The sequence below is a fragment of the Modestobacter sp. SYSU DS0657 genome, assembly GCF_054050925.1.
Map to the genome: position 1 here is coordinate 30579 of NZ_JBJHAG010000005.1, position 26271 is coordinate 56849.

The following is a 26271-nucleotide window of genomic DNA, read 5'->3' on the forward strand; positions in this document are numbered from 1 at the left end:
CGCGTCCGACCGCGGGTCCGTCGAGCCGTGCGTGAACTCGGTGTTCCGATCTCTCGCACCCCGTTGACCGGCGGGGGCCGGGGGAACACGCTGGCTCCCGCCTCACCCGGGGGCCACGAGCCGGAGGACCGCGATGACCGTCGAACCCGCACCCGCCCGAGCACCGCACGGACCTGGGCGGGGGGTCGAGGCGGAGGCCGTCGACGCCGGCTACCTCGAGCGCAGGCAGCTCCGCGGCGGGACGGCGGGGTGGGTCCTGCTGGCCGGCCTCGGCGTCGCCGCGGTCATCTCCGGTGACTACGCCGGGTGGAACTTCGGGCTGGCCGAGGGCGGCTTCGGCGGGCTGCTGATCGCCGTCGTCCTGATGGCGGTCATGTACTCGGCGATGGTCTTCGGCCTGGCCGAACTGGGCTCCGCGCTGCCGACCGCCGGTGGCGGCTACACCTTCGCCCGCCGGGCGCTGGGCCCCTGGGGTGGCTACGCGACCGGCGTGGCGGTGCTCATCGAGTACGCGATCGCCCCGGCGGCGATCGCCACCTTCATCGGTGCCTACGTGGAGTCGCTGGGGCTGTTCGGCATCACCGACGGCTGGTGGGTCTACCTCGTGGCCTATGCGCTGTTCATCGGCATCCACCTGCTCGGCGTCGGCGAGGCGCTGAAGGTGATGCTGGGGATCGCCGCGATGGCCGTGGCCGGGCTGGTGCTCTACCTGGTCGGGGCGGTGCCCGCCTTCGACGCCGGCAACCTCACCGACATCGCGCCCACCGACGCCGCTGGCGCCTCGGAGTTCCTGCCCTTCGGCCTGATGGGCGTCTGGGCGGCCTTCCCGTTCGCCATCTGGTTCTTCCTCGCGGTCGAGTGCGTGCCGCTGGCCGCCGAGGAGGCTCACGACCCCGCTCGGTCCATGCCGCGCGGCATCGTCGCGGCGATGGGCCTGCTGCTGGTGCTGGCCGTGCTCATGCTGGTGTTCACCGCCGGGGCCGGGGGCGCGCAGACGATGTCGGCCAGCGGCAACCCCCCGGTGGAGGCGCTCGAGGTCGCCGGTGCCTCCAGCGGCCTCACCACGGTGATCAACTACGCCGGCCTGGTCGGCCTGGTCGCCAGCTTCTTCTCGATCATCTACGCCTACTCCCGGCAGACCTTCGCGCTCTCCCGCGCCGGCTACCTGTCCCGTGCCCTGTCGGTGACCAACGGGCGCAAGGCGCCGGTGCTCGCGCTGCTCGTCCCGGGCGTGATCGGCTTCGTGCTCTCGCTGACCGGGCAGGGCGCCATGCTGCTGAACATGGCCGTCTTCGGCGCCACGGTGTCCTACGTGCTGATGATGGTCAGCCACATCGTGCTGCGCCGCCGCGAGCCGCACCTGCCGCGGCCCTACCGCACGCCCGGCGGCACGGTCACCACCGGCGTGGCCCTGGTGCTGGCCGCCGCCGCGGTGATCGCCACCTTCCTCGTCGACCGCACCGCCGCCCTCTGGACCCTCGGCGCGTTCCTCGCCTTCCTGGCCTACTTCGCCCTCTACAGCCGCCACCACCTCGTCGCCTCCGCACCGGAGGAGGAGTTCGAGCTGCTGGCCGCCGCGGAGGAGGAGGTGCGATGACCATCCGCCGGACCACCCTGGGCGGGCACACCTTCGAGTTCCGCTCGCTGGCCGACCTCCTGGCCAAGGCCACTCCGCACCGCTCCGGTGACGTGCTGGCCGGGGTGGCGGCGGAGTCCGCGGCGCAGCGGGTCGCCGCCCAGCACGTGCTGGCCGACCTGCCGCTGACCACCTTCCTCACCGAGCAGGTGGTCGGCTACGACGAGGACGACGTCACCCGGCTGATCCTGGACACCCACGACCCGGCTGCCTTCGCCCCGGTCGCGTCGCTGACCGTGGGGGAGTTCCGCGACTGGCTGCTGGCCCGCGCGGCGGAGCGGGACGAGGCGGCGATCTCCGCCCTGGCCCGCGGCCTCACCCCGGAGATGGTCGCGGCGGTGTCCAAGCTGATGCGCAACGCCGACCTGGTCGCCGTCGCCCGCCGCACCCGGGTGGTCACCGGACTGCGCAGCACGCTGGGGCTGCCGGGCCGGCTCGCCTCCCGGCTGCAGCCCAACCACCCCACCGACGACCCGGTCGGCGTCACCGCCGGCGTGCTCGACGGGCTGCTGCACGGCTGCGGCGACGCGGTCATCGGGATCAACCCGGCCACCGACTCCCCGGCGCAGACGATCGCGCTGCTGGAGCTGCTCGACGCGGTGGTCAGCCGCTACGAGATCCCGACCCAGTCCTGCGTGCTCGCCCACGTGACGACGACGCTGCGGGCGCTGGAGGCCGGCGCCCCGGTCGACCTGGTGTTCCAGTCGGTGGCCGGCACCCAGGCCGGCAACCGCGGGTTCGGCGTCACCCTCGACCTGCTCGCCGAGGCCCGGGCCGGTGCGCTGGAGCTGGGCCGGGGCACCGTCGGGCGCAACGTCACCTACTTCGAGACCGGCCAGGGCTCGGCGCTGTCGGCCGACGCCCACCACGGTGTCGACGGCCCGGTCGACCAGCAGACCCTGGAGTGCCGCGCCTACGGGGTGGCCCGGCACTTCGAGCCGCTGCTGGTCAACACCGTCGTCGGGTTCATCGGCCCGGAGTACCTCTACGACGGCAAGCAGGTGGTGCGCGCCGGGCTGGAGGACCACTTCTGCGGCAAGCTGCTCGGCCTGCCGATGGGCGTGGACGTCTGCTACACGAACCACACCGACGTCGACGGCGACGACACCGACGCCCTCACCCTGCTGCTCGGGGCGGCGGGCTGCGCCTTCGTCATCGCCGTCCCGGGGTCGGACGACGTGATGCTGCACTACCAGTCGCTGTCGTTCCAGGACGTGCTGACCGCCCGCTCGGTGCTGGACCTGCGGCCGGCGCCGGAGTTCGAGGCGTGGCTGGCGCGGATGGACCTGCTCGACGACGCCGGCCGGGTGCGGGAGCTGACCCCCGACGCCCCCGCCGCCCGGGCCCTGCTGGCGGCCGCCCGATGACGACCCCCGAGGCCCGCCAGAATGGCCGTTCTGGCGAACCTGCTGACCGCCAGAACGGCCATTCTGGCGGGGACCCGTGGGGGGTGCTGCGGAATGCGACCCGGGCGCGGGTGGCGCTGGGCCGCGCCGGCGACGCGCTGCCCACCGCCCGGGAGCTGGAGTTCCGCGCCGCGCACGCCGCCGCCCGCGACGCCGTGCACACCCCGCTGGACGGCGGCCGGCTGCGCGCCGCGCTGACCGCGGCCGGCGTCGGCCTGGACGTGCTGGAGGTGCACAGCGCCGCACCCGACCGGACCACCTACCTGCAGCGCCCCGACCTCGGCCGGCAGCTCGCCGCCGACACCCGGCTGCCCGGCGGCGCGCACGACCTGGCGCTGATGATCGCCGACGGGCTCTCGCCGCGGGCGGTGCACGAGCACGCGGCCGGCACGGTGGCGGCGGTGCTGGACCGGCTGCCCGGCTGGTCGGTGGCGCCGCTGGTGGTGGCGTCCCAGGCGCGGGTGGCCCTGGGCGATCCGATCGGCGCGGCGCTCGGCGCGGCGGCCGTGGTCGTGCTGGTGGGGGAGCGGCCCGGGCTCTCCTCCGCCGACAGCCTCGGCCTCTACCTGACCTGGGGCCCGCGGCCGGGCCGGGCCGACGCCGAGCGCAACTGCATCTCCAACGTCCGCCCGCCGCACGGGCTCGGCTACGCGCAGGCGGCCGACACCCTGGCCGGGCTGCTGCACGCCGCCCGCGCGCTGGGCGCCTCGGGCGTCGTCCTCAAGGACGAGGGCGCGGCGCTGCCACCGGAGGCCGGCTGACCGGTCAGTCCGACGGCGTGGCCTCCGGGATCCGGGGGTCCAGCTCGTCGTCCCGCGGCGGGTTCTTCCACTCCACGAGCAGCAGGGACGCGTCGTCGCTCGTCCGCCCGGCGCGGGCGGCCATCAGGGCGTGCGACAGCCGGCGCACGGTCTCCGCGCAGTTCAGCCCGGCCCGGGTGTGCTCCTCCAGCAGCGCCTGCAGCCGGGCCTCACCGAACTGCTCCCCGCCGTCGAGCCGCTCCTCGACCACCCCGTCGGTGAAGAACAGCAGCCGGTCCCCGGGCTCCAGGTGGACCGACCGCGCCTGCGGGCGCCCGGCGCCCAGGCCCACCGGCCGGCTGACCGGACCGGTCAGCTCGCCGATCACCCGCCCGTTGCGCACCCACAGGGCGGCCGGGTGCCCGGCGTTGACCCAGGTGAACTCCCCGGTCCGGGTGTCCAGCCGGCCGAGCTGGGCGGTGGCGAACCGGCCCGGGAACGAGCCGGCGACCACCTCGTCCATCTCGGCGTAGATCCCGTCCAGCGGCGCGTCGGCCCGCCGCCCGTGCCGGTGGGCGCCGACGACGACGGTGGCCATGGTCGCCGCGTCGAGGCCGTGGCCCATGGCGTCGACGACGGCCACCTGCAGCAGGTGCTCGTTCAGGGCGTAGTCGAAGGCGTCCCCACCGACCTCGTAGGCGGGCTCGAGCACCCCGGCCAGGTCGACGTCCGGGGTGGTCATCATCAGCGGGGGCAGGGTCTGCCACTGCAGCTGTGCGGCCAGGGTCATCGGCCGGGTCATGCGCGTCTGGACGAAGGTGTCGGTGTAGTCGGACTTGGTCACCACCAGGTCGGCCACCAGCCCGGCCAGCCGCTGGGTCAGCTGCCGGTCGTGGTCGTCGGGGCGGGGCAGGGTCAGGGACAGCACCCCGACCCGGTCGGAGCCGTCGAGCATCGGGAGGTGCAGCCGCACCGCACCGCCGGGTTGCCGCACCTCGACCGGGGTGTTGGTGGTGAACGCCCGCCCGATGTCGCTGCCGTCGATCCGCACCGGGTCGCCGACCAGGCCCCGGCCGGTCAGCGGCTGGAGCCACACCTGGTCGTAGTCCTGCAGGTGGATGCTCACGTCGCGGGCGCCGGCGACGCCCGCCTCCTGGGCCACGAGCGGGCCCACCAACCGCGGGGGGATGAGGTGCGCCCGGTCGAGCAGCGCGCCCAACAGCCGCTCACCGACGCTCTCGGGGGTCGGGTGCTGCCGTCGGGGTTCGTCGAAGTCGCCGCCGCTCGTCACCCGAAGACCATGATCGCCGGGCAGGCCGGGCAAACACGACCGTCGGTGAAGGCGCGATCACACGCCCGCGGGGTCGGCGGGGGTCGTCCGGGGCAGCCGGCGCAGCGGACCGATGCGCATGACCGAGCTGAGCAGCGCCTCCATCGGGTGCCGCCGGGGCCGCTGCACCTCGGCCGGCCAGTCCGGCACCATGTCCGGGTCGGCCGGTGCGGTCTCCGCCTCGGCCACCCGGCCTTGCAGCCTGGCCCGCACCTCCTCCGCGGTGTACGACCGGCGGTGCCGCTCGTGGCGCAGCAGCACTGCCCCGGTGGCGGCAACCCCGGCGATTCCGGCGACTCCGAGCAGCTTCCCGACCCGCATGACCCCGTACCGTAGTGGTGTGGCTCACAATCGCACCGGGTTCGTGCGTGGCACCTCCGCACGGGCCCTCTCGTTGCACGAGGCCGGCGAGCTGACCCGGACCGGCGACGTGTGGGTGTTCCGCGGTGGCTCGCTGGCCGACCGCGCCGTCCAGACGGTCACCAACGCCCCGGTCAACCACGTCGGCATGGCCGTCGTCCTCGACGACCTGCCGCCGCTGCTGTGGCACGCGGAGCTCGGGCACTCGCTGGCCGACGTCTGGACCGGGCGGCACCAGCGGGGCGTGCAGCTGCACGACCTCGCCGACGCCGTCTGCGTCTGGCGGAAGCGGTACGGGCAGCAGGCCTGGCTGCGCCAGCTGGTCGGCCCCGCCGACGACGGCGGGGTGACCCGGGAGATGGAGGACGCCGTGCTGCGCACCATCGCCCGGCTGGACGGCAAGCCGTTCCCGACCACCCGCGGGCTGGCCCGGGGCTGGGTCAACGGCCGGCTGCGGCGGCACGAGACGAACGACACGGTCTTCTGCGCCGAGCTGGTCGCCGCCACCTACACCGCGATGGGGCTGCTGCCGGCCGACCGGCCGCTGAGCTCCTACGACCCGGGCAGCTTCTGGTCCGGCGACGCCCTGGAGCTCGTCGACGCCCAGCTCGGCCCGGAGATCCGGGTCGACGTCGCGCTCGACGCCCCCTGCCGCTGACGCCGGTCAGTCCGGGAGGCGCCCGGCGACGTCGGCGGGGGTGAGCCGCCCGGCGAGCAGGTCCGCGGCCACCGAGTCCACCGACCGCCCGGAGGCCCACGCGTGCGCCCGAAGCAGGGCCAGCGCCGCGGGCGCGTCGACGTCCCACGCCATCGCGGACCGCCCGACCGCCTCCCAGACCGCCGCTCGCCGGGTGGCCGCCGGGGTGTGCAGCCAGCCCGGGCCGTCCTCCGCCGTCCAGGACGACCACAGCGCCGCGTCACCGAGCGCCGAGGTGATCAGCGCGCCGACCGCGAACGCGTCGAAGACGTCCAGCCGCGGCACGTCCTCGGGCTCGGCGAGGAAGACGTCGAGCACGCCCACGCCGGTCAGCGCGGACCGGAGCGGCAGGCAGACGACGCCGCGGAACGGGGTGCTGGCGAGCACGAGGTCGGCGTAGGCGGGCCAGCGCCGGTGCAGGTCGGCCGGCACCGCGAAGACCGGCTGCCCGGTGCCGTAGACCGCCGCGCACGGCCCCTCACCGGCGGTGAACTGCAGCCGCTCGGCCCGGCCCGCCTCCGGTGAGCTCGCGCCCAGCGGAGTGCGGCCCCGGGCGCCGGCCCGCACGCTGAACCCGACGCCGTCGACGGCCAGCACCCGCGCGGCTGCCCGGGCCAGCCGGTCCGGCAGCAGCTCCAGCTCGCCGGCGCCGGCCGGGTCCGGCGTCTCGGCGGCCACGGCTGCCGAGAAGCGTTCCGCCAGGCTCACCCGGCCAGCCTCCCGGTAGCCGCGCCCCCGGTCCACCCGACCGTGATCGCGCCGTCCCGGGGAGACCCGGGCGGCGCGGCGATGCCGCAGGCGACCCGTCCGGTGTCGGCCCACCGCCGTCAGGCGGCCGCGGGCTCCTCCGGGCGCGCGCCGAGGATCGGCAGCCGCACGGTGAAGGTGCTTCCGGCCCCTGGCTCGGACCGCACGGTCAGCGTGCCGCCGTGCGCCTCCTGGACGACCGCCCGGGCCAGCGGGAGCCCCTGGCCGGTGCCGCGTCCCACGTCCTTCGTGGTGAAGAACGGGTCGAAGATCTTCGCGCGCACGTGGTCGGGGATGCCGGTGCCGGTGTCGCTGATCCGGATCACCACCTGCTCCCCCTCGACGGCGGTGCTGACGGCGATCGTCCCGCGGCGGCCGGTCTCCTCCACAGCGTCGGCGGCGTTGACGATGAGGTTGAGGAAGACCTGGTTCAGGTCGGCGATGTTGCACCGCACCGGCGGGACCGCACCGAGGCCCAGCTGCAGGTCGGCCACGCTGCTCACCTGGTGGCGGGTCACGGTCACCGTCGCGGCGAGCGCCTCGTTCAGGTCCGCCGGCACGTGCTCGGTGTGCCCGGGGTGGCTGAAGGTCTTCATCGCCCGGACGATCGTCGCCACCCGGTCGATCCCGGCCAGCGTCTGGGCGACCGCGCTGGGCACCTCCGCCTGCAGGTAGTCGAACTCGACGCCCTCCTCGGCCGCGTTGATCTGCGCCTGCCGCTCGGACCAGTCCATCGGCTCCGGGTACTCGAGCAACCCGCGGTACACACGCAGCAGCGACATCAGGTCCTGGAAGGCCTCGGCCAGGAACCGGGCGTTGTCACCGACGTACTGGATCGGGGTGTTGATCTCGTGGGCCAGACCCGCCGACAGCCGGCCCAGGGACTCCAGCTTCGACTCCCGGTGGATCTCGGCGTCCCGGGCCTTGCGGTCGGTGATGTCCCGGGTGCACATCTGGATCTCGGCGATCGCCCCGGTCGAGTCGCGCAGCACGGACGAGACGGACTCCACCCACACCCAGTGCCCGTCCCGGTGCCGCAGCCGGAAGGTCAGCTCGCCGCGCCCGGCGTCGGTCCGGAACTGGCCGTCCCGGTGCAGCAGGATGCCGACGTCGTCGGGGTGGACCAGGTCCAGCGCGCGGCAGCCGGTCAGCTCCTCCGGGGTCGTGCCCAGCACGCACTGCACCGACGGCGAGACGTAGCGGATGGTGCTGTCCGGGTCGTGCTGGCTGATCAGGTCGCCACTGTTCTCGGCGAGCAGCCGGTGCAGGGCCTCCGACCGGGCCAGCGAGGACTCGGCCACCCGCCGGCCGGTGATGTCGCGCAGGAAGGCGTGGAACCGCCACTGCCCCGCCCACGGCATCCGCCCGACGGTCAGCTCGATCTCCACCGTCGCGCCGTCCTTGCGCTGGGCGCGCATCTCGACCGGGCCCAGCGGCAGATCGCCGGGCTCGGCGGCGTGCACCCGGGCGATCGCCTCGGCGTACTCGGCGCGCAACGACGCGGGCACGATCGTCGTGAGCAGCGGCCGGCCGATCGCCTCCTGCGCCGTCCAGCCGAGGAGGGTCTCGGCCGCGGCGTTCCAGGCGTTGATGGTGCCGTCGTGGTCGGTGCCGACGAACGCGTCCCCGGCGGTGGCCAGGACTCCGCTGAGCTGGGCGACGCTCTCCCGGTGGCGGCTGACGTCGCTGACCCTGGTGACCGACCCGACGACCGCGCCGTCGAGGAGCACCGGCTGGGTCCGGCGCTCGACGACCAGCCCGGTCCCATCGGCGCGCCAGAGCAGGTCCTCGAGGGCGTCCACCGGGCGGCCGTGGATGACGGCGCGCTGGGGGCAGGCATCCACCGGGAACGGGGACCCGTCGGGCCGGGTGTGGTGCACGAGGCCGTGCAGCTCGACCCCCACCAGCTGCTCCACCGGGTGCCCGAGCAGGGCGGCGGCGGCGGGGTTGGCGTACCGGCAGACGCCGGCCTCGTCGACGGAGTAGATCCCGTCGACGCAGGCGTCCAGCAGCGCGCGGACGTGGTCACGGGGGGCCAGCGCATCGGCCACGGCGGCAGCGTCTGCCGTGCCGACGGTCCCGGTCACGACGCGCCTCCGGTGACCAGCAGCCGGCGGGCGACCGGCTCGTTCCTGAGGAAGTTGGTGAGCCGCTGGATCAGCGGCTCGGTGACGACCGCACCGCGACCGACCAGGAGGACCCCGGTGACGGTGCTGACGTCGTCGAAGACGACCATGCCGGGCTCGAGGTCGCTGACGGCGACCTCCCGAGGGGCCACGGGCGTTGCGTCGTCGTGGAGCTCGTGCGAGCGGGCGAGGGCGTCGAGGACGACCGGGTCGTAGGCCCCCTCGTCAGCGCGCAGGACCGCGATGGTGTCCGCCACCGAGGGCCGCTGCGACAGCCCGCGGTGGAAGTCGACGGCCACCTTCATGATCCGGGACGCGACCGGGAGGGCGGCCCCGGCCGGCACCCCGGGCCCGCTGCCGGCGCCGTCGAACCGGGCCGGCTGCCAGCCGATGGCGTCGGCGACCGACTCCAGGCGTGGGATGGGGGCGACCAGGTCCCGGCTCAGCGCGGGGACGCGGTCCAGCATCGCCTGCTCCTCATCGTCCAGCGGCCGGCCCGACTGTGCCTTGGCGAAGACCGCCGGAGGCACGCTGACGAGCCCCAGGGAGCCCAGCCGGGCGACGATCTCGACCTCCCAGGCGTCCTCCACGCCGAGCGCCTCGGCCAGCTCCGACGCCGTGCCGGTGATCCGGTCGGCGCGGGCGAAGGCCGCCGGCTGGGCGAGGAAGAGGGTGGAGGCGAGCGCCTCGACGGTGCGGCGCAGCGTGGAGGCCATCAGCTCCTTCTCCGCGGTCACCAGCCGGTTGAGCTCCACCGCGCTGCCGAGCTCGTCGAGCAGGACCTCCGGCGGGCAGGGCTTGGTGAGGAAGCGGTAGATGTTCCCCTCGTTGACCGCGGAGATGGCGGCCTGGGTGTCGGCCTGGCCGGTGAGCAGGATGCGCACGACGTCCGGGTGCTCCACGCGCACGCGGGACAGGAAGGTGGCCCCGTCCATCTCCGGCATGCGCATGTCCGACACGACGACGGTCACCGGTTCGACCCGCAGCAGCTCGAGGGCTGCGGCGCCGCCGGTGGCGGTGTGCACGGTGAACTGCCGGCGCAGCTGCCGGCGCAGGCCGTCGAGGATCGCCACCTCGTCGTCGACCAGCAGGATCGATGGGAGTCCCGGCCCGGAGGGGTGGGGGAGGGGTGCGGTCGGTGCGGTCATGGTCCGGCTCCCGTGGGTCGCGTCGGACCGCCGGTGTGTCGGCGGTCACCACGGAGGTCGGCGCGCGGACGTCGTTCGAGGAGCCTGTGGGAGCCGGTCCACTCCTCGGAGTGAGGTGGATCACGTGCGGTCGGCGACCGCCCCCACCCGGGCGAGGTCCACGACGCTGTCGTCGCCGGCGGTCAGCGCCGGGTCGTGGGTCACGCAGACCACCAGCCGGCCGGCCAGCGCGCGGCGCAGGTCGGTGACCAGCGCGGCCGCCGTCGGCGGGTCCAGGTGGGCGGTGGGCTCGTCGAGCAGCACCACCTCCCGGTCGGCCAGCAGCGCGCGGGCGACGGCGAGCCGCCGGCGCTCCCCGCCGGACAGCGACGCCCCACCGGCCCCGACCGGGGTGTCCAGCCCGGCGGGGAGCGAGGCGAGGAGCGGGCCCAGCCCGGCGTCGGTCAGGGCCCGGCGCATCGCCTGCTCGCCGGCCTCGCCGGCGAGCGCTCCGCGCCGCCGGGCCAGGGCGAGGTTGGCGCGCAGCGAGGCGTCGAAGACGTGGGCGTCCTGCGGGCACCAGGCCATCGCCGCCTGCACCTCGGCGCGGGTCAGCCGGGCGACCGGCACCGGACGCCGGCCGTCGCCGAGCACGTACTCACCCGACGACGGGCGCAGCGCGGCCAGCAGCACCGACAGCAGCGTCGACTTCCCCGACCCGGACGGGCCGGTGACCACGAGCCAGCCGCTGCCGGCGGTGGCGACCAGGTCCAGGTCGCGCAGCACGCCCGGGCGCCCGGGCCAGCCGGCCGACAACGACTCGGTGGCCAGCTCGCGGACCGGTCGCGGCGCGGGCAGCCGGTCGGCCGGCGCGGGGTCGGCGGCCACCGGCTCGGCCAGCACCGCCGTGATCCGCGCCCGTGCGTCGGACAGCGCCAGCCGGTGCCGCCGGGCGGCGTTGATCGCGGCCAGCGGCTCCAGCAGCGCCAGCGGCGCGAGCGCCAGGACGGCCGCCACCGGGGCGGACACCTCCCCGGCGCGCACCGCGACCGCGCCGGCGGCGAGCGCCAGGACGGCGGCCGCACCGGTGGCGAACGCCGCGATCGCGTCCCCGACCGCGACGGCGGCGGCGCCGGACCGGGCAGCCCGCCCCTGGCGGCGCCCGAGGGCGTCCAGCCGGTCGACGGAGTCGGGGACCAGGCCGTGCGCGCGCAGGTCGGCGGCCGCCTCGAGGGTGGCGGTGGTCTCCCGGAGGGTCACCGTCTGCAGCTCGGCGGCGGCGCGGGAGGCGCCCCGGTCGGCCCGGCGGTGCACCAGCAGCACGAGGAGCACCGCGGCGGCCAGCACCGCGGCCACCAGTCCGCCGGCCAGCGGGTCCAGCACGGTGAGCACCGCCGTCGTGAGCACGAGCACCGAGCCGGCCACCAGCGGCGGGGTGACCACCCGCACCGAGAGGTCCTGCACCAGGCCGACGTCGCCGACCAGCCGGGCCAGCGCCCGCCCGGGGGTGCGGTCGGCGGCCGGGCCCTGGGCCACCAGCGCCCGCCAGAGCTGCAGCCGGGTGGCCGAGGCCAGCCGGAAGGCGGCGTCGTGGCTGGCAAGCCGCTCCAGCCAGCGCAGCACCGCCCGGCCCAGGCCGGAGGCGCGCACCGCGACGATGGCGACCATCAGGGTGAGGATCGGCGGCTGCTCGGCGGCCCGCACGATCAGCCAGCCGGAGACGGCGGTGAGCGCGACCCCCGCCGCGCTCGAGGCGGCGCCGTAGGCCACCGCCTTCGCCAGCACCCGCCGCGGCCAGCCCGGCCCCGCGACCGCCGTCCCCGGGACCGTTGCGCTTTCCGCGGCGAAAGCAAGGCTCGGCGGTTCGCTTACCGCGCCGAAAGCGGGGGCCGCGGCTGTGCTTTCCGCGCGGAAAGCGGGCGGGGCGGAGGTCAGCGGGGGGAGCGCGGATGGCGCGGGCAGCTCCACGGTGCGGTCGGCGAGCGCGGCCAGCGCCGGCTCGTGCGTGACCAGCACGGTGCACAGCGACCCGCGCAGCCGGTGCAGCACGGCGGCCACCCGGGCGGTGGCGGCGGTGTCCAGCGAGGCGGTCGGCTCGTCGAGCAGCAGCACCCGGGCGCCCCGCTGCACCCGCACCAGGGCCCGGGCCAGGGCCACCCGCTGCAGCTCACCGGGGGAGAGGGTGCGGCAGACCCGGTCGCGCAGGTGCTCACCCTCCACCCACTCCAGAGCGGTCTCCGCCAGCGACGTGGCCCGCTCGGGGGCGAGGTCCCCGGCGTGCCGCCGCAGCTCGTCGACGACGGTCTCGGCGACGGTGCGCGGGAACTGCGGGACGACGGCGACGTCCTCGGGTACCAGCGCGGTGCCGGTGACCTCGCCGCCGGCGCCGTCGAGCAGCTGGCCGGCCAGCACCGCGAGCACGGTGGACTTGCCCGAGCCGCTGGGCCCGCGCAACGCGACCAGCTCCCCGGGCGCGACGGTCAGGACGGCGCCGTCGACCGCGGGGACCCCGCGGCCGGGGAAGCGGACGGTCAGGTCGGTGACGGCGATGCCGCGCGGTTCCCCGGCCGGCGGTGACCCGATGACCGGGCGCGGCAGCGGGGTGGCCAGCACCCCGCGCGCGGCGGCCGCGGCCTCGGCGGCGTCCTCGGCGGCGTGGTGGGCCGAGCCGAGAGCGCGCAGCGGGGCGAACGCCTCCGGGGCCAGCAGCAGCGCGAGCAGCCCGGCCTCCAGGCCGATGCCGCCCTCGACCAGCCGGATGCCGACGGTGACGGCGACCAGCGCGACCGACAGGGTGGCGAGCACCTCGAGCACCAGCGAGGAGAGGAACGCGGTGCGCAGCGTGGCGAGGGTGCGGCGGCGGTGGGTCTCGCCGAGGTCGGCGAGCGCGGTCAGCTGGTCGGCGGCGCGGCCGAGGCCGCTGAGCACCGGCAGCCCGCGGACCAGCTCGGCGACGTGGCCGGCGATCCGGTCCAGCGCGCGGGCGGCCTCGGCGGTCTCGTCGCGGGTGTGCAGCCCGACCAGCGCCATGAACAGCGGCACCAGCGGCAGGGTCACCGCGACCAGCAGGGCGGAGAGCCAGTCGGTCACGCCCAGGACGACCAGCAGCACCGGCGGGACGACGGCGGCCTGCGCCAGCGCCGGCAGGTAGGTGGCCAGCGCCGGGCCAAGGTCGTGCAGCCGGGTGGTGGCCAGCACCGCCGCGGGACCGGTGCCGCCGGCGGCGGTCACCGCCTCGCCCTGCCCGCCCAGCAGCCGCACGAGCAACCGGCGGCGCAGGGTGTCCTCGGCGCGGCGGGCGTCGCGGGTGGCGACGACGGTGCCGAGCCCACCGGCGAGCGCCCGCACGGCGGCACCGAGCAGGGCCACCCCCAGCGCCGGGGCCAGCTCGGTCGTCGCGACCTGACCGGTGAAGACGTCGGCGACCGCCCGGGCGAGCCCGGCGGCCAGCAGCACCACGCCGGTGGTCTGCACCAGCGCCAGGGCGGCGGCGCGGGCGATCGCGCCGGGCAGCCCCGGCACGCCGGCGAGCGCGCCCAACGGCCCCCGTCCTGCGGAACGGCCGCCTGCCCCGGTGACCTGCTCGGTCACCGGGGCCGGAGCCGGCACGGCAGAGCTCACGCGGACACCGGCTCCTCGTGCGGGGTCTGCGGTTCGGCGGTCAGCCGCTTGCGGAACACCCAGTAGGTCCACGCCTGGTAGCCGAGCACGATCGGCAGGCCGAACCCGGCCGCCCAGGTCATGACGGTGAGGGTGTAGTCGCTCACCGACGCGTCGGCGATCGTGACGTCGAACGCGGGGTCAATCGTCGAGGGGACGACGACCGGGTACGCGGCGCCGAAGATCGTCGCGGCCGAGGCGAGCATGACGGCCGCCCACGCGGCGAACGCCGGTCCCTCCCGGTCCACCCGCAGGTAGCTCCAGGTGAGCAGCACCGCGAGCGCGGCGACCAGCCAGAGGGCCGCGGTGACGATCGTGCCCGAGCGCAGCTGGACCAGGCCGGCCCACAGCAGCAGGGGCAGGGCGGCGACCGGGGACCAGCGGGTGGCGAACCGGCGGGCGGCCAGCCGGACCGGGCCGTCGGTCTTCAGGCTGAGGAACACCGCGCCGTGCACCATCGAGAAGGCGAGCACCGCGACGGCGCCGAGCAGCGCCGCCCAGCCGACGCCGGCGAACGCGCCGCCGAGCCGGGTGCCGTCGGCGTCGATGGGCAGGCCGAGGGTGGTGCTGCCCAGCGCTGCGCCGATTCCGAGGGCGGCGATCAGCGACCCGGCGGTGATCACGTGCGTCCAGGTGCTGTCCCACTGAGCGGTGTGGTGCGAGTGGCGCCACTCGAACGCCACCGCCCGGATGATCAGGCCGAACAGCACCAGCACGAAGGGCAGGTACAGCGCGGGCAGCCAGGTGGCGTACCAGCCGGGGAAGGCGGCGAAGACGGCGCCGACGGCGGTGATCAGCCACACCTCGTTGCCGTCCCACAGCGGGCCGATGCTCCGCAGCATCAGGTGGCGGTCGGCCTCGCGGCGGCCGATCACCGGCAGCAGGGCGGCCACGCCGAAGTCGAAGCCCTCCAGCAGCAGGAAGCCGATCCAGAGCACCGCGACGGCGGCGAACCAGACTGTCTGCAGGTCCATCTCGTTCTCTCTCGCGTCTCGGTCAGGTCGTGGGCTGGGTCGGCTCAGTAGGCGAACGAGAGGACGTCGTCCTCGTCGGCGCGGCGGGTGCTGGCGCTGCCCGGCGTGACGTCGGCGCCACCGCTGACGTCGTCGTCCGGGCCGCCCTCGGGGGTGTGCCCAGGGGTGGGGGCGCCGTCGCTGGTGGTCACGCCCCGGCGGACGAAGCGGGTGAGCAGCCACAGCTCCACCACCGCGAGCGCGCCGTAGACCAGGGTCAGCGCGATCAGCGAGGTCCACACCTCGGCGGCGCTGACGCCGGGGGAGACCGCCTGGGCGGTGAAGAAGTAGACCTGGTCCTCGCGCGGGACGTCCGGGTTCGGGTAGACGACGAAGGGCTGCCGGCCCATCTCGGTGAAGATCCAGCCGGCCGCGTTGGCCAGGAACGGCGCGCCCATGGCCAGCAGCGAGCCGTAGACGCCGATCCTCGACGTCGGCACCCGGCCCCGGCGGGTGGCCCACAGGGCGTAGGCGCCGACCGCGGCCGACACCAGGCCCATGCCGATCATGATCCGGAAGTTCCAGTAGGTGACCGCCAGCAGCGGGGTGTAGTCGATCTCCTCGCCGGCCTTGTCGCCGAAGGAGGGGTCGTCGGGGTAGGTGGCGCCGTAGGCGGCGGAGTACTCCTCCTGCAGCTCGTTCACGCCGGGGACGGCGGTGGAGAAGTCGCCGTGGGCGAGGTAGGAGAGCAGGTAGGGGACGGTCCAGGAGTGGACGTCGTCGCACTCGTTGCTGCCCAGCTTGCCGAGGGCGAAGACCGAGAACGGGGCGGGCGCCTCGGTCGTGCAGAGCGCCTCGGCCGAGGACATCTTCAGCGGCTGCTGCTCGTACATCAGCTTGGCCTGGTAATCACCGGTGACCGCGACCAGCACGAAGGCGATCAGCGAGACGGCCCCGCCGAGGCGTGCCGAGCGGCGCCAGACCGAGTGATCGGTCTCCTCCGGGCTCAGCCCGGCCAGCCGGCGCTTGCGCAGGTGGTAGAGGCCGATGCCGACGAGCGCGGCGCCGGCGACCATGAGCGCGCCGGCGATGGTGTGGCTGAAGGCGGCCAGCGCGGTGTTGTTGCTCAGCACCGCGAGGAAGTCGACCTGCTCGGGGCGGCCGGTGGCGTCGTTGGTGACGACGCCGACCGGGTGCTGCATCCAGGAGTTGGCCGCGATGATGAAGTACGCGCTGACGATCGACCCGATCACCGCAGCCCACAGCGACGCCAGGTGCAGCTTCTTCGGGATCCGGCCCCAGCCGAAGATCCACAGGCCGAGGAAGGTCGACTCCAGGAAGAAGGCGAGCAGCGCCTCGAGCGCCAGCAGCGAGCCGAAGACGTCACCGACGAACCGGCTGTACTCGCTCCAGGCGAGGCCGAACTGGAACTCCTGCACCAGCCCGGTCGCGACGCCGAGGACGAAGTTGATCAGGTAGACCCGACCCCAGAAGCGCGTCATCCGCAGCCACTCGGGCTTGTCGGTGCGCACCCACATGGTGTGCATGACCGCCACCAGGATCCCCAGCCCGATGGTCAGCGGGACCATCAGGAAGTGGTAGACGGTGGTGATCCCGAACTGCCAGCGCGCCACGTCCAGGACGTCCACGGGCCTGCCCCTCTTCTCGCGTCGTACGATCGACACGTTCTTCTACGGTTCGTAGAACTCTTTTCTACGCCTCGTAGAACCAAAGTTCTACGACCGGTAGAGACAATCGGCTGTGAGACGCCGGACAGGGGAGGGACCTTTGGCCTCGATGGGAGAGCTGGAACGCACCGTCATGGACTGGCTGTGGGCCGCCGGCGGTCCGGTGAGCGCCGCGCAGGTGCGGGACGGCCTCAATGCGGCCGGTGGCGACCGCGACCTGGCTCTCACCACCGTGCACACGGTCCTCGGCCGGCTGGAGCAGAAGGGCTTCCTCGTGCACGACGACGCGCGTCCCCGCCGGTTCGCCCCGCGGGCCTCGCGCGAGGACCACGCCGCGGAGCTGATGCGCGAGGTCCTCGGGCAGGCCGCCGACCGGCAGGCCGTGCTGGCCCGGTTCGTGGGTGGTGTCGACGCCGAGGAGGCCCGCATGCTGCGTGAGCTGCTGGCCGGCGCCGACCGGCCGGGGCAGGACGCCGGCGCCCGCTGACCGTGCTGCCCGCGACCGCGACCGCGCTCGCCGTCCTCGCCGCGCTGCTGGCCTGGCCGGTGCCCGCGGTGCTGGCCCGGGCCGGCTGGGTGCGGCGCGACCCGCTGGCCGCGCTGGTCTGCTGGCAGGCGATCGGGCTGGCCGGTGGGCTGTCCATCATCGGCGCGCTGCTGGTGCACGGCCTGGCGCCGTGGGGCCACTCGCTGCCCGAGGCGTGGTGGCACTGGGTCACCCGACAGCCGGCCACGGAACCGGTGCGTGGTGACCACTGGGTGGCGCAGACCCTCGCCGCGGTGCTCGCGGTGGAGCTGCTCGGGGTGCTCGCCCTGTCCTGGGTACGCACCGCCCGGACCCGTCGGCGGCACCGGGAGCTGCTGGAGCTCGTCGTCGCCCCCCGCCCGCCCGGCGCGCTCGACCCCGCTGCCGAGACGCTGCTGCTGGACCACCCGGCGCCGGTCGCCTTCTGCATCCCGGGCGCCAAGCCGCTGCTCGTGCTCTCGTCCGGGATGGTCGCCGAGCTGCCGCGGGACCAGCTGGCCGCCGTCGTCGCGCACGAGCGGGCACACCTGCGCGAGCACCACCACCTGCTGCTGCTGCCCTTCGTCGCCTGGCGGGCCGCGCTGCCGGTCCTCCCGGCCGCCGACCGGGCGCACGACGCCGTCCGCGACCTGGTCGAGATGCGGGCCGACGACGTGGCGCTGGACTCGCTGCCCGGCCCGGACCCGCGGCGCACGCTGGCCGCGGCGATCGTCGCCTCGGCGGGCGGCGCCGGCGGCGGGGTGCCGGCCGGCGCCCTGGCGGTCACCGGGGGAGCGGTCGCGGTCCGGGTGCGCCGGCTGCTCGCCCCGGCCGCCCCGCTGCCCCGGACCGGCCGGGTCGCGGCGATCGCCGCCGCGCTCGCGCTGCTCCTGGTGCCGACCGTCCTGCTCCTGCTCCCCGCGCTCGGCTAGCCGTCCTGCTCCGCCGGCATGGCCATGACGGCGACGCACGACGTCGCCATCATGGCCGTTCTGGCGAAGCGGGAGTCAGGACGCGGGGCGGTCGCGCAGCTCCTGGCGGGCGGCGTCGCGCTCGTCGCGGGCCTCGGCGAGCTCGTCCTCCAGGCCGACGATGACCTGGGCGGAGGCCAGCAGGTGACCGTCGTCGAGCAGTCCCCGCACCCGGGCGGCCAGCTGCAGCTGGTGCCGGGAGTAGCGGCGGTGACCACCGGGGGAGCGGTGGGGGTGGAGGACGCCGGAGGTGTCCAGGCTGCGCAGGAACGCGGCCTGCACGCCGAGCAGCTCCGCCGCCTGGCTCATGGTGAGCGCTGGGTGGTCCGGGTCGTCCAGCCGGTCGAGCGGGTCGGCGCTCACGGGTCCTCCAGTGCTCGGGACAGGGGTCGGGACGGCGACGGGGGCGGGGCCGTCGGGCCCCGCCCCCGTCGAGGGTCGGTCGGCGTCAGCTCTGGGCGGGTTCCGCCGACTGCTCCGCCGACTCCATCGCGGGCTGCTCGCCCTCGATGGTGTGCGCCTCCACCGCGGCCGGCGTGTCCGCGCGGGTCACGGTGATCTTGCGGGCCTTCGCCCGCTCGGCGACCGGGATGCTCACGGTGAGCACGCCGTCGTGGTAGCTGGCCTCCAGCCGGTCGGTGTCCAGGCTGCGGCCCAGCACCAGCTGGCGGGTGTAGCTGCCGAACGGACGCTCGGCGACCTGCCACTGCGCCCCCTCGATCTGCGGGACCGAGCGCTCCGCGCTGATGGTCAGCGTGGTGCCCTCGACCTGCAGGTCGATGGAGCCGGGGTCGACGCCGGGGAGGTCGAAGTGGGCGACGAAGTTGTCACCCACCCGGTAGGCGTCCATCGGCATGCCCGCGAGCGGGCGGGCGGTGGTGGTGCCCGATCGACCGGTCAGCTGGTCCAGCGCGCGGAACGCGGCGGACGTGGTCGCGAAGGGGTCGTAGGAGTTCAGCATCATGGCCGAGTACCTCCGGTTCGTGCTGTGTCGCTGTCTGTCGAGGCCGCTGCCCGAGGCGAACCTCCAGCGGCAACTGCAGATTACCTCGGGTGCGCACCTGAGTAAACGTCCCGACGACAGAAATGTTCCAGCCGCCGCTGTAGATCCGGTCAGTTGGCGCCACTCCGGACGCGGCCCCGCACCAGGCCCTCGGCGACCCCGCGGGCCCGGGCCAGCGGGTCCTCGCTCGCGAGCTCCGGCGTCGTCGCGTTCCGGGCGTACCGGGCCAGCGCGCCGTCGTAGAGCAGCAGCAGCTCGCCGGCCAGTGACTCCGGGTCGTCCGCGCCCGCCTCCCGCGCCAGGGTGGACAGCCGCTCGACGAGCAGTCGGGTGTCCGCGGTCAGCCAGGCCTGGCCCGGGTGCGCGCCGGGCAGCTCGGTGGCCGCGGCCAGGAAGCCGCAGCCCCGCCGGTTCCGCTCCCGCGCGCGGTAGCGGGCCACCGCGTCGAACAGTGACAGCAGCCGCGCCTCCGGGTCGCCGCACTCCTCCAGCACCTCGTCCCAGGTCGCACGCCAGTGCTCGTGCCGCTCCTGGAGGTAGGCGGCGACCAGGGCGTCCTTGCCGGCGAAGTGGGCGTACATGGTGGCCGGCGCGACGCCGGCCCGGCGCAGCACCGCGTCCACGCCGGTGGCGGCGATCCCGCCCTCGTAGAAGAGCTCGGCGGCGGCGGCCAGCAGGCGCTCCCGGGCCGGTCGACTGGCGGCGGCGGTGGGCACGGTCCTACTGTAACGGACGTTATGGTGAAACGATCGTTACAGACGATGGGGCGGCCGCGGTCGCTCGTCGGCGCGGGGCTCGCGGTCATCGCGGTCACCTACGGGCTGGCCCGGTACGGCTACGGCCTGTACCTCCCGCAGTTCCGCGCCGAGTTCGGGTTCTCCGCGGGGACGGCGGGCGCCGTCGCCGCGGGCAGCTACCTGGCGTACTGCGCCGCGGCGCTGGCGGCGCCCCGGCTGTCCCGCCGCAGCGGCGGCCGATCGGCGCTGCGGGCCGCCGGGGCCGCGGCGGCGGTGGGGTGCCTGGGCGTGGCCACCGCGAGCTCGGTCCCGGTGCTCGCCGCCGCGGCGCTGGTGGCCGGCAGCGGAGCCGGTGCGGCGACCCCGGCGCTGGTGGCGGCGGTCGCGGCGACGGTGCCGCCGGCGACCGAGCCCCGCGCGCAGGGGGTGGTCAACAGCGGGACGGGCGCGGGCGTGGTGGCCGGCGGCCTGCTCGTCCTCGCCGTTCCCGGAGCCTGGCGGGCGGCCTGGGCGGGGTTCGCCGTCGCCGCGCTGCTGATGACCTGGTGGGCCGACCGGTCCGCGCGCTGGCCGGCGCCGGCCGATCCGGCGCCGGCCGGTCCCGGGTGGGGGCCGGCCGGCGGCCGCCTCGGCCGGCCGCTGCTGGCCGCCCTGCTCGCGGGGGTCGGCTGCGCCGGCGTCTGGACGTTCGGACGGGACCTGCTGACCGGCCCCGGCGACCTCTCGCCCGGGCTGACGGGGGCGCTGTGGTGCGTGCTCGGCGCCGCCGGCCTGGTCGGCGGGGCGAGCGGGGTCCTCGTGCAGCGGGTGGGTCTGCGCGCGGCCTGGGCCGGCACCCTGGTCGTCGCCGCCGGCGCCACCGGACTGCTGGCCGCCGTCCCCGGCGGAGCTGTGGCCGCCGCCGTGGCGCTGGCCCTCTTCGGCAGCGCGTTCGTGGCGATGAGCGGGGTGCTCATCGCCTGGGCCGCGCACCTGCGGCCGGCCTCCGCCGGCCCGGCCGCCGCCCAGCTGTTCGTCGCCCTGACCGTCGGCCAGGCGCTCGGGTCGCTGCTGCTCGGCGCCCTCGCCGACGCGCTCGGCATGCCCGGCGCCTTCCTGGCGGCGGCCGCCGTCGCGCTGGTGGCCGCCACGGTCACCCAGCCCCGGCAGCCGGCGCGCCCCGGCCCGGGCGCGCCGGGATTCCGCGGTCGCTCCGCGGCTGAGGACGCTGCGCCGCCTAGCCTGACCGGGTGACGGCACACTCCCACGGTCACGCACCCGCCGCCGGCGGCGAGCTGCCGCCTCCCGACCCCGCCGCCGTCGCCCGGCGCCGCTGGGCGGTGCGGCTGATGCTGTGGCTGCTCGTCCCCGTCGGGCTGGCCACCGTCGTCGGGCTGGTGGTGTTCTGGCCGGACGACGAGCCGACCGCCGCCGAGCAGGCCGCCGCGGACTACTTCCCACCCGGGCAGACCTACCCGGTGGCCACCGTCTCCTCGTTGCAGCCCTACGACTGCTCCGACGGCACCGGCGAGCCGCTGACCTGCGCCACCGCGGTGATGGTCGTGGGGGAGGGAGAGAGCCGTGGCGACTTCGTCCAGGTCGACCTGCCCCCCGAGGTGGTGGACGCCGGTGTCTCGGCCGGTGACGAGCTGGTGCTCACCCGGGACGAGGTCGACGGCGGGCAGGCCACCTACCAGTTCCAGGACTTCGCCCGGGGCACCCCGATCGTCCTCCTCGCACTGGCCTTCGTCCTGGTCGTGGGCGCGGTGGCCCGGCTGCGCGGGCTTCTCGCGCTGCTGGGGCTGGGGTTCGCGTTCGTCGTGCTGCTGGAGTTCATGCTCCCCGCTCTCCTGCAGGGCGGTTCTCCGCTGTGGGTGAGCCTGATCGGGTCGACGGCGATCATGTTCGTCGTCCTCTACCTCGCCCACGGCTTCAACGCCCGGACGACGACGGCGCTGGTGGGCACCCTGTTCGGGCTCGCGCTCAGCGCGGTGCTCGGCACCGTGGCGGTGGGCGCGGCCCGGCTGACCGGGTTCAACAACGAGGCCAACCTCCAGCTGCTCCAGCTGGACCGGAGCCTGGACTTCAGCGGGCTGGTCATCGCCGCCAGCGTGGTGGCCGGGCTGGGCATCCTCAACGACGTCAGCATCACGCAGGCGTCGGCGGTCTGGCAGCTGAACGAGGTGTCCCCCGAGATGGGCTGGCGTCAGCTGTTCGCCCGGGGGATGCAGATCGGGCGGGACCACATCGCCTCGACCGTCTACACGATCGTCTTCGCCTACGCCGGGGCGGCGCTGCCGCTGCTGATGCTGTTCGAGATCTACGAGCTCCCGTTCTGGAGGACCCTCACCGGTGCCGAGGTGGGCGAGGAGGTCGTCCGCACCCTGGTCGGTGGCATCGCGCTCGTGCTCGCCGTCCCGGTGACCACTCTGGTCGGTGCGCTGGTGGCGGCGACCTCGGCCTCGGCCGCGACGCCGGCGGCCCCCGTGCCGGAGCCCACCCCGGAGGAGCGGGAGGCCGAGCGCCGGCGGGAACGCCTGCGCGCGATGCGCGAGGCCGCGACCGAGCGCGACGGCGGCCGGCCGCCGCAGCCCCGGGACCCACGCTGACCGGGGCCCACGACACCGGGGCCCACGGCACCGGCGATGCTGTGCCGGTGAGCACCGACCTGCTGGCCGCGGCCGCCGCCGCACCCGGCTTCATGCCGCCCGACGAGGGCCGCGCGCTGTACGAGGCCGCCCGTGCGGTCACGGTGCCCGGCCCGCTGCTGGAGATCGGCAGCTGGCTGGGCAAGTCGGCGCTGTACCTGGCCGCCGCGGCCCGGGAGACGCACCGGCACGTGGTCACCGTCGACCACCACCGCGGCTCGGAGGAGCACCAGCCCGGCTGGGAGTACCACGACCCCTCGCTGGTCGACCCCCGGATCGGGCGGATCGACACGCTGCCCGGGTTCCGGCGCACGATCGCCGAGGCCGGCGCGGAGGACGTCGTCGTCGCCGTGGTCGCCCGGTCGGAGGTGCTGGCGCCGCTGTGGTCGACGCCGCTGGCGCTGCTGTTCCTCGACGGCAGCCACACCGAGTCCTCCGCCCGTCGCGACCAGGACGCCTGGGTCGGCAAGCTCGCCGCGGGGGGCACGCTGGCGATCCACGACGTCTTCCCCGACCCGGCCGACGGCGGGCAGGCCCCGTTCGGCGTCTACTCCCGCGTGCTGGCGTCGGGGGAGTTCACCGAGCTGCCCGGCACCGGTTCGCTGCGCCTGCTGCGCCGGGTTGCCTGAGCCCGTGGCCGGGAAGCGGATCACGCCGGGTGTGCGGGCGGCGCCGTCGTCGCGCTGACGCGGGCCGACGGGGAGGATGGAGCGGTGACCGTGCTGGACGAGCTGACCCGCGCCCGGGCGGAGGCGTTCGCCCAGATCGCCGCGCTGACCCGCGAGTTCGACGAGGTGGTGGCGGCCTCGGCCGCCTCGAACGCCGACGACGAGCACGACCCGGAGGGGGCGACGATCGCCTTCGAGCGCCAGCAGGTCGCCGCGTTGCTGGAGTCCGCGCGGCGCCGGCTGGCCGACGTCGACGACGCGCTCGCCCGGGCCGCGGCCGGCGGCTACGGGGTCTGCGAGAGCTGCGGCCAGCCGATCGCGGCCGAGCGGCTGACCGCCCGGCCGCAGGCCCGCACCTGCATCGGCTGCGCGCGCTGAGCCGGGGGCACCCAGCCGCGGTGGCGGTCAGGGCAGCGCGCCGACCTGCTCCAGCTCGGTGAGCACCGCGGGCAGGTCCGCGAAGGCCCGTTCGACGTCGTCCGGGGTGGCGATCGACCAGGCGTTGGCGCGCAGGTACTCGTGCAGCGCCGCGTCGAACGCCTCGGCGCCCACCTGGTCCCGGGCCGCGACCAGGGTCGCCCCACCGACGGTGTAGACGGTGTCGTAGTAGGCGGAGCTGGGTCGCCGGAACTGCTCCCAGTACTGGATCGGCTCGCCCACGCCGTGCCGGGTGGACTCGGGCAGGGCGGCCAGCCCGGCCGAGCCCTGCCCGTGCACGACCATCTGCGCGAAGGTCGCGAACGACTCGTCCAGCCAGGGGTGCACGCCCTGGTTGTTGCCGACCAGGCCGTAGAACCACATGTGCGCCAGCTCGTGGGTCACCAGCGCCCGGCGGAAGTCCGGGTCGGCGTCGCCGAACTGGATCGCGCCGGGGAACTCGATGCCGCTGGTCTGGCTGGACAGCACCGAGACCCAGAGGTCGTCGTAGGGGAAGGGGCCCAGGAGCGAGACCAGGGCCGCCATCGACTTCTCGAGCTGGGTCAGCCACTCCGCCGGGGTCGCCTGGTCCACCTCCTCGTCCACGCCCACGTGCACCCGGACGCCGCCGATCTCCGCCGTCCGCACGTCGAGCTCCCCGACGGTCACCGCGACGTCCCGGACCGACGGGGCGGCGAACTCGTGCACGGTGGTGCCGTCGGGGCCGTCGGAGGTGCCGACCACCCGGCCGGTGCCCAGCACCTCGTGGCCGGCGTCCGCGACGACCTCCAGCGAGGCCAGCTCGAAGTCCTCGCTCACCGCCATCTCGCCGGCGACGGCGACGGCGGGGTTCCGGTCCCACCCCCGACCGCGTTCCCAGGAGAGCAACGGGAACGCGGTGGCGAACCAGGCGACGTCGGCCGCGGAGGAGGTGCCGACCCGCTCGTTGACGTCGGTGCCGAGCTCGACGTCGAACTCGAGCTCGACGGTGACCTGCTCGCCGGGTTCCGCGCACTCGGCCAACGGCACCTCCAGCAGGGTGCCGGCGGGCGCGCTGTCGGGGGCTCCGGCCGGCACGTCGCGCACCTCGGCCGGCTCGCCGTCCACCCTGACCTCGGACACGGTCAGCCCACTGCCTGCCCGTGCGGTGGCCGGCTTGTTGGGCCAGGCGCGGAAGACCAGCACGCAGGTGCTCAGGTCGGGGGTGAAGACGACCCGCTCCGCACCGGAGACCGTCTCCAGGTCCGCCGAGACGTCGAAGCGCAGGTCCACCACGGGCCGGTCCGCCCACGGCTCGGCCCGGGACGGGTCGTCCGGGGAGGCGGTGGACGTGGGCCGGGCGTCCGGGTCGGGTGAGCCGCCGAGGGAGCAGCCGCCGAGCAGGACGACCCCGGCGAGTGCAGCGACCGCGGCCCGTCGACGACCCGCGCGCATCACTGCCCCTCGACCTGGACGGGACGTTCCCGTCGCCGCCATCCTCCCGCGCGGTCGCAACGCGGGCGAACCCGTGGTCATCGGCGCCGGCCGGCCACCGGCGCACCTGCCGGCGAGGTGGGGGTGGCTGGTGTGACGAATGAGGTCAATGTGGACCCTCCGTGACCTTACGGACGCATTGAGTGCGTGCAACGATTCGTTCCGTAATTGGTGCACACCGTCCGGCACTCCGGTGCGGGACGCTCGGAGGGGTCTCTTCTTGTCCAGACGTCACATCCGTGGTGGCCGTCGTCGCCGCTTCTCGTCCGTCCTGTCCACCCGAGGCCGGCGGCACGCGCGGAGCTGTGCGGCCGCCGCCGTCCTGTGCATGACCGCCGCCTTCGGCGCGACCACGGTGACGGAGGCGCCCTCGGACCGGCCGGCGGCGAGCAGTGCCTCCACCGCCGACCCGGCGCGCGCCACGGTCCAGGTCGAGGCCGCTCGGGCCGAGCGGGCGGCGCGCAAGGAGGCCGACCGGGCCCGGCGGGGCACCCCCCGACCGGCCCCCACGACCACCGCGCCGGCTCCCGCACCTGCGCCGACGGTCGTGCCGAGCACGCCCTCGGCTCCGGCTCCCGCCCCGAAGCCGGCTCCTGCTCCTGCTCCGGCTCCCGCCCCGAAGCCGGCTCCTGCTCCGGCCCCTGCTCCGACCCCGGTGCCGGTCACGGCCGCCCCGGTGCACCAGGCACCCACGGCGCCGCTGACCAACCGCACCACGTCCTTCAGCGCCGCCGGGTACACCGCGGACTACCGGGTCTTCGCCGAGGGGGTGGACCCGGCGAAGCCGATCGGTCTGCTGGTGTACGCCGACGGCACCGGTGAGTACGGCATCGAGAACCCGACCCAGTCCTACGCGATCGGTGGGTCGAACGGGCTGGCCGCCGTGGCGCGAGCGCACAACATGGTGCTGGTGGCCCCGTTCAGCCCGAACCGCTCGTGCCAGTGCTGGGAACGGGGCGACGCAGCCGGGTACGCGAACTACCTGGCCGCGCTGATCGCCGAGACCAAGGCCCAGTACGGCGCCGGTGAGCTCTGGTTCTCCGGCTACTCGTCGGGTGCACAGGCCGCGACCCGGTTCGTCTTCCCGGCCCACCCGGGGCTGTGGTCCGGTGGCGGCGGGGTCATCGCGATCGGTGGCGGCGGCGCCCCGGCCGGGCGGGTGACCATCCCCGCGGACGTGAAGGGCAAGGTCGTCCTGCGCTGGGACACCGGCGCTCAGGACACCGGCGCGGGCGGCGGGTTCAACGCGCTCTCCGGGCCCTACGGAGCCCAGGCCGGCCAGCAGTGGTACTCGGCCCAGGGTCTCAACACCCGGCTGGTCGCCCCCGCCGGCGTCGGGCACAACAGGTCCGGGCAGTTCGGCACCATCGTGGCCGGCTTCCTCGACGAGGGCTGAGCCG

The 26271-nt window shown here is 75.5% G+C and carries 23 protein-coding genes; 11 read left to right on the forward strand and 12 right to left on the reverse strand.

Going from position 1 to position 26271, the window contains the following annotated elements; translation table 11 throughout:
• Positions 1 to 133 precede the first annotated feature (133 nt).
• Genes eat through eutC form a run of 3 tightly spaced genes read left to right on the forward strand, consistent with a single transcriptional unit; the run spans position 134 to position 3803 of the window.
• Complete coding sequence (gene eat, locus ACI79A_RS05105; RefSeq protein WP_457080609.1) at positions 134 to 1597, forward strand: ethanolamine permease; 1464 nt, start codon at positions 134 to 136, stop codon at positions 1595 to 1597.
• Positions 1594 to 3003 (forward strand): ethanolamine ammonia-lyase subunit EutB, encoded by a 1410-nt coding sequence (locus tag ACI79A_RS05110; RefSeq protein WP_457080611.1) that lies wholly within the window; start codon positions 1594 to 1596, stop codon positions 3001 to 3003. Before eat ends, ACI79A_RS05110 begins: the two co-directional genes overlap by 4 nt.
• Entirely contained in the window at positions 3000 to 3803 is an 804-nt protein-coding gene (gene eutC / locus ACI79A_RS05115) for an ethanolamine ammonia-lyase subunit EutC (protein ID WP_457080613.1), read from the forward strand. Before ACI79A_RS05110 ends, eutC begins: the two co-directional genes overlap by 4 nt.
• Positions 3804 to 3807: 4 nt before the next feature.
• Here the strand turns inward: eutC and ACI79A_RS05120 are convergent, their stop codons facing one another.
• Complete coding sequence (locus tag ACI79A_RS05120; RefSeq protein WP_457080615.1) at positions 3808 to 5073, reverse strand: PP2C family protein-serine/threonine phosphatase; 1266 nt, start codon at positions 5071 to 5073, stop codon at positions 3808 to 3810.
• Between the two features lie 57 nt (positions 5074 to 5130).
• Entirely contained in the window at positions 5131 to 5433 is a 303-nt protein-coding gene (locus tag ACI79A_RS05125) for a hypothetical protein (RefSeq protein WP_457080617.1), read from the reverse strand.
• 19 nt (positions 5434 to 5452) lie between these two features.
• On the opposite strand from ACI79A_RS05125, the gene ACI79A_RS05130 reads away from it, so the two are divergent.
• Positions 5453 to 6130, forward strand: coding sequence for a hypothetical protein (locus ACI79A_RS05130; RefSeq protein WP_457080619.1), 678 nt, complete (start codon positions 5453 to 5455; stop codon positions 6128 to 6130).
• A gap of 6 nt (positions 6131 to 6136) precedes the next feature.
• Here the strand turns inward: ACI79A_RS05130 and ACI79A_RS05135 are convergent, their stop codons facing one another.
• From ACI79A_RS05135 to ACI79A_RS05160, 6 genes are all read right to left on the reverse strand, one after another.
• Positions 6137 to 6877, reverse strand: coding sequence for a GAF domain-containing protein (locus tag ACI79A_RS05135; protein ID WP_457080621.1), 741 nt, complete (start codon positions 6875 to 6877; stop codon positions 6137 to 6139).
• A 119-nt stretch (positions 6878 to 6996) separates the two neighbouring features.
• Positions 6997 to 9003 (reverse strand): PAS domain-containing sensor histidine kinase, encoded by a 2007-nt coding sequence (locus ACI79A_RS05140; RefSeq protein WP_457080623.1) that lies wholly within the window; start codon positions 9001 to 9003, stop codon positions 6997 to 6999.
• Positions 9000 to 10190 (reverse strand): HD domain-containing phosphohydrolase, encoded by a 1191-nt coding sequence (locus ACI79A_RS05145; RefSeq protein WP_457080625.1) that lies wholly within the window; start codon positions 10188 to 10190, stop codon positions 9000 to 9002. Before ACI79A_RS05145 ends, ACI79A_RS05140 begins: the two co-directional genes overlap by 4 nt.
• Positions 10191 to 10310: 120 nt before the next feature.
• Positions 10311 to 13790: a thiol reductant ABC exporter subunit CydC gene (gene cydC, locus ACI79A_RS05150; protein WP_457080628.1), complete on the reverse strand. Its 3480-nt coding sequence runs from the start codon at positions 13788 to 13790 to the stop codon at positions 10311 to 10313.
• Positions 13787 to 14803 carry a cytochrome d ubiquinol oxidase subunit II gene (gene cydB / locus ACI79A_RS05155; RefSeq protein ID WP_457080630.1) on the reverse strand — a complete coding sequence of 339 codons (1017 nt, stop codon included), beginning with the start codon at positions 14801 to 14803 and terminating at the stop codon, positions 13787 to 13789. Before cydB ends, cydC begins: the two co-directional genes overlap by 4 nt.
• 44 nt (positions 14804 to 14847) lie before the next feature.
• On the reverse strand, positions 14848 to 16431 hold the full coding sequence (locus tag ACI79A_RS05160; RefSeq protein WP_457080632.1) for a cytochrome ubiquinol oxidase subunit I: 1584 nt from the start codon (positions 16429 to 16431) through the stop codon (positions 14848 to 14850).
• Between the two features lie 148 nt (positions 16432 to 16579).
• On the opposite strand from ACI79A_RS05160, the gene ACI79A_RS05165 reads away from it, so the two are divergent.
• Together ACI79A_RS05165 and ACI79A_RS05170 are read left to right on the forward strand one after the other, a co-directional pair.
• Positions 16580 to 16957, forward strand: a complete 378-nt coding sequence (locus tag ACI79A_RS05165) for a BlaI/MecI/CopY family transcriptional regulator (protein WP_457080634.1) — start codon at positions 16580 to 16582, stop codon at positions 16955 to 16957.
• Positions 16958 to 16959: 2 nt separating this feature from the next.
• Complete coding sequence (locus ACI79A_RS05170) at positions 16960 to 17907, forward strand: M56 family metallopeptidase (RefSeq protein ID WP_457080636.1); 948 nt, start codon at positions 16960 to 16962, stop codon at positions 17905 to 17907.
• Between the two features lie 75 nt (positions 17908 to 17982).
• Here ACI79A_RS05170 and ACI79A_RS05175 read toward each other — a convergent pair whose 3' ends face one another.
• The 3 genes from ACI79A_RS05175 to ACI79A_RS05185 form a co-directional block, all read right to left on the reverse strand.
• The gene (locus ACI79A_RS05175) at positions 17983 to 18309 is read right to left on the reverse strand and encodes a MerR family transcriptional regulator (protein WP_457080638.1); all 327 of its coding nucleotides are present in this window, start codon (positions 18307 to 18309) and stop codon (positions 17983 to 17985) included.
• Positions 18310 to 18394: 85 nt separating this feature from the next.
• Positions 18395 to 18910 (reverse strand): Hsp20/alpha crystallin family protein, encoded by a 516-nt coding sequence (locus tag ACI79A_RS05180; RefSeq protein WP_457080640.1) that lies wholly within the window; start codon positions 18908 to 18910, stop codon positions 18395 to 18397.
• A 149-nt stretch (positions 18911 to 19059) separates the two neighbouring features.
• A complete protein-coding gene (locus ACI79A_RS05185) occupies positions 19060 to 19665 on the reverse strand; it encodes a TetR/AcrR family transcriptional regulator (protein WP_457080642.1) in 606 nt (201 codons plus the stop codon).
• Between the two features lie 45 nt (positions 19666 to 19710).
• Between ACI79A_RS05185 and ACI79A_RS05190 the strand changes: the two genes are divergently transcribed.
• From ACI79A_RS05190 to ACI79A_RS05205, 4 genes are all read left to right on the forward strand, one after another.
• On the forward strand, positions 19711 to 20919 hold the full coding sequence (locus tag ACI79A_RS05190) for an MFS transporter (protein WP_457080644.1): 1209 nt from the start codon (positions 19711 to 19713) through the stop codon (positions 20917 to 20919).
• Positions 20916 to 22274, forward strand: coding sequence for a YibE/F family protein (locus ACI79A_RS05195; RefSeq protein ID WP_457080646.1), 1359 nt, complete (start codon positions 20916 to 20918; stop codon positions 22272 to 22274). The genes ACI79A_RS05190 and ACI79A_RS05195 overlap by 4 nt, the downstream gene beginning before the upstream one ends.
• Positions 22275 to 22321: 47 nt before the next feature.
• Positions 22322 to 22942 carry a class I SAM-dependent methyltransferase gene (locus tag ACI79A_RS05200; RefSeq protein ID WP_457080648.1) on the forward strand — a complete coding sequence of 207 codons (621 nt, stop codon included), beginning with the start codon at positions 22322 to 22324 and terminating at the stop codon, positions 22940 to 22942.
• 84 nt (positions 22943 to 23026) lie between these two features.
• Positions 23027 to 23359, forward strand: coding sequence for a TraR/DksA family transcriptional regulator (locus ACI79A_RS05205; protein ID WP_457080650.1), 333 nt, complete (start codon positions 23027 to 23029; stop codon positions 23357 to 23359).
• Between the two features lie 27 nt (positions 23360 to 23386).
• Here the strand turns inward: ACI79A_RS05205 and ACI79A_RS05210 are convergent, their stop codons facing one another.
• Positions 23387 to 24832 (reverse strand): M1 family aminopeptidase, encoded by a 1446-nt coding sequence (locus ACI79A_RS05210; protein ID WP_457080652.1) that lies wholly within the window; start codon positions 24830 to 24832, stop codon positions 23387 to 23389.
• A 715-nt stretch (positions 24833 to 25547) separates the two neighbouring features.
• Here ACI79A_RS05210 and ACI79A_RS05215 point away from each other — a divergent pair.
• Positions 25548 to 26267 carry a hypothetical protein gene (locus tag ACI79A_RS05215; RefSeq protein ID WP_457080654.1) on the forward strand — a complete coding sequence of 240 codons (720 nt, stop codon included), beginning with the start codon at positions 25548 to 25550 and terminating at the stop codon, positions 26265 to 26267.
• Positions 26268 to 26271 lie beyond the last annotated feature (4 nt).

Coding starts and splice junctions, on each gene's coding strand:
- eat (WP_457080609.1), top strand. CDS start 134: ATGACCGTCGAACCCGCACCCGCCCGAGCACCGCACGGACCTGGGCGG.
- ACI79A_RS05110 (WP_457080611.1), top strand. CDS start 1,594: ATGACCATCCGCCGGACCACCCTGGGCGGGCACACCTTCGAGTTCCGC.
- eutC (WP_457080613.1), top strand. CDS start 3,000: ATGACGACCCCCGAGGCCCGCCAGAATGGCCGTTCTGGCGAACCTGCT.
- ACI79A_RS05125 (WP_457080617.1), bottom strand. CDS start 5,433: ATGCGGGTCGGGAAGCTGCTCGGAGTCGCCGGAATCGCCGGGGTTGCC.
- ACI79A_RS05145 (WP_457080625.1), bottom strand. CDS start 10,190: ATGACCGCACCGACCGCACCCCTCCCCCACCCCTCCGGGCCGGGACTC.
- cydB (WP_457080630.1), bottom strand. CDS start 14,803: ATGGACCTGCAGACAGTCTGGTTCGCCGCCGTCGCGGTGCTCTGGATC.
- ACI79A_RS05165 (WP_457080634.1), top strand. CDS start 16,580: ATGGGAGAGCTGGAACGCACCGTCATGGACTGGCTGTGGGCCGCCGGC.
- ACI79A_RS05180 (WP_457080640.1), bottom strand. CDS start 18,910: ATGATGCTGAACTCCTACGACCCCTTCGCGACCACGTCCGCCGCGTTC.
- ACI79A_RS05190 (WP_457080644.1), top strand. CDS start 19,711: ATGGGGCGGCCGCGGTCGCTCGTCGGCGCGGGGCTCGCGGTCATCGCG.
- ACI79A_RS05210 (WP_457080652.1), bottom strand. CDS start 24,832: ATGCGCGCGGGTCGTCGACGGGCCGCGGTCGCTGCACTCGCCGGGGTC.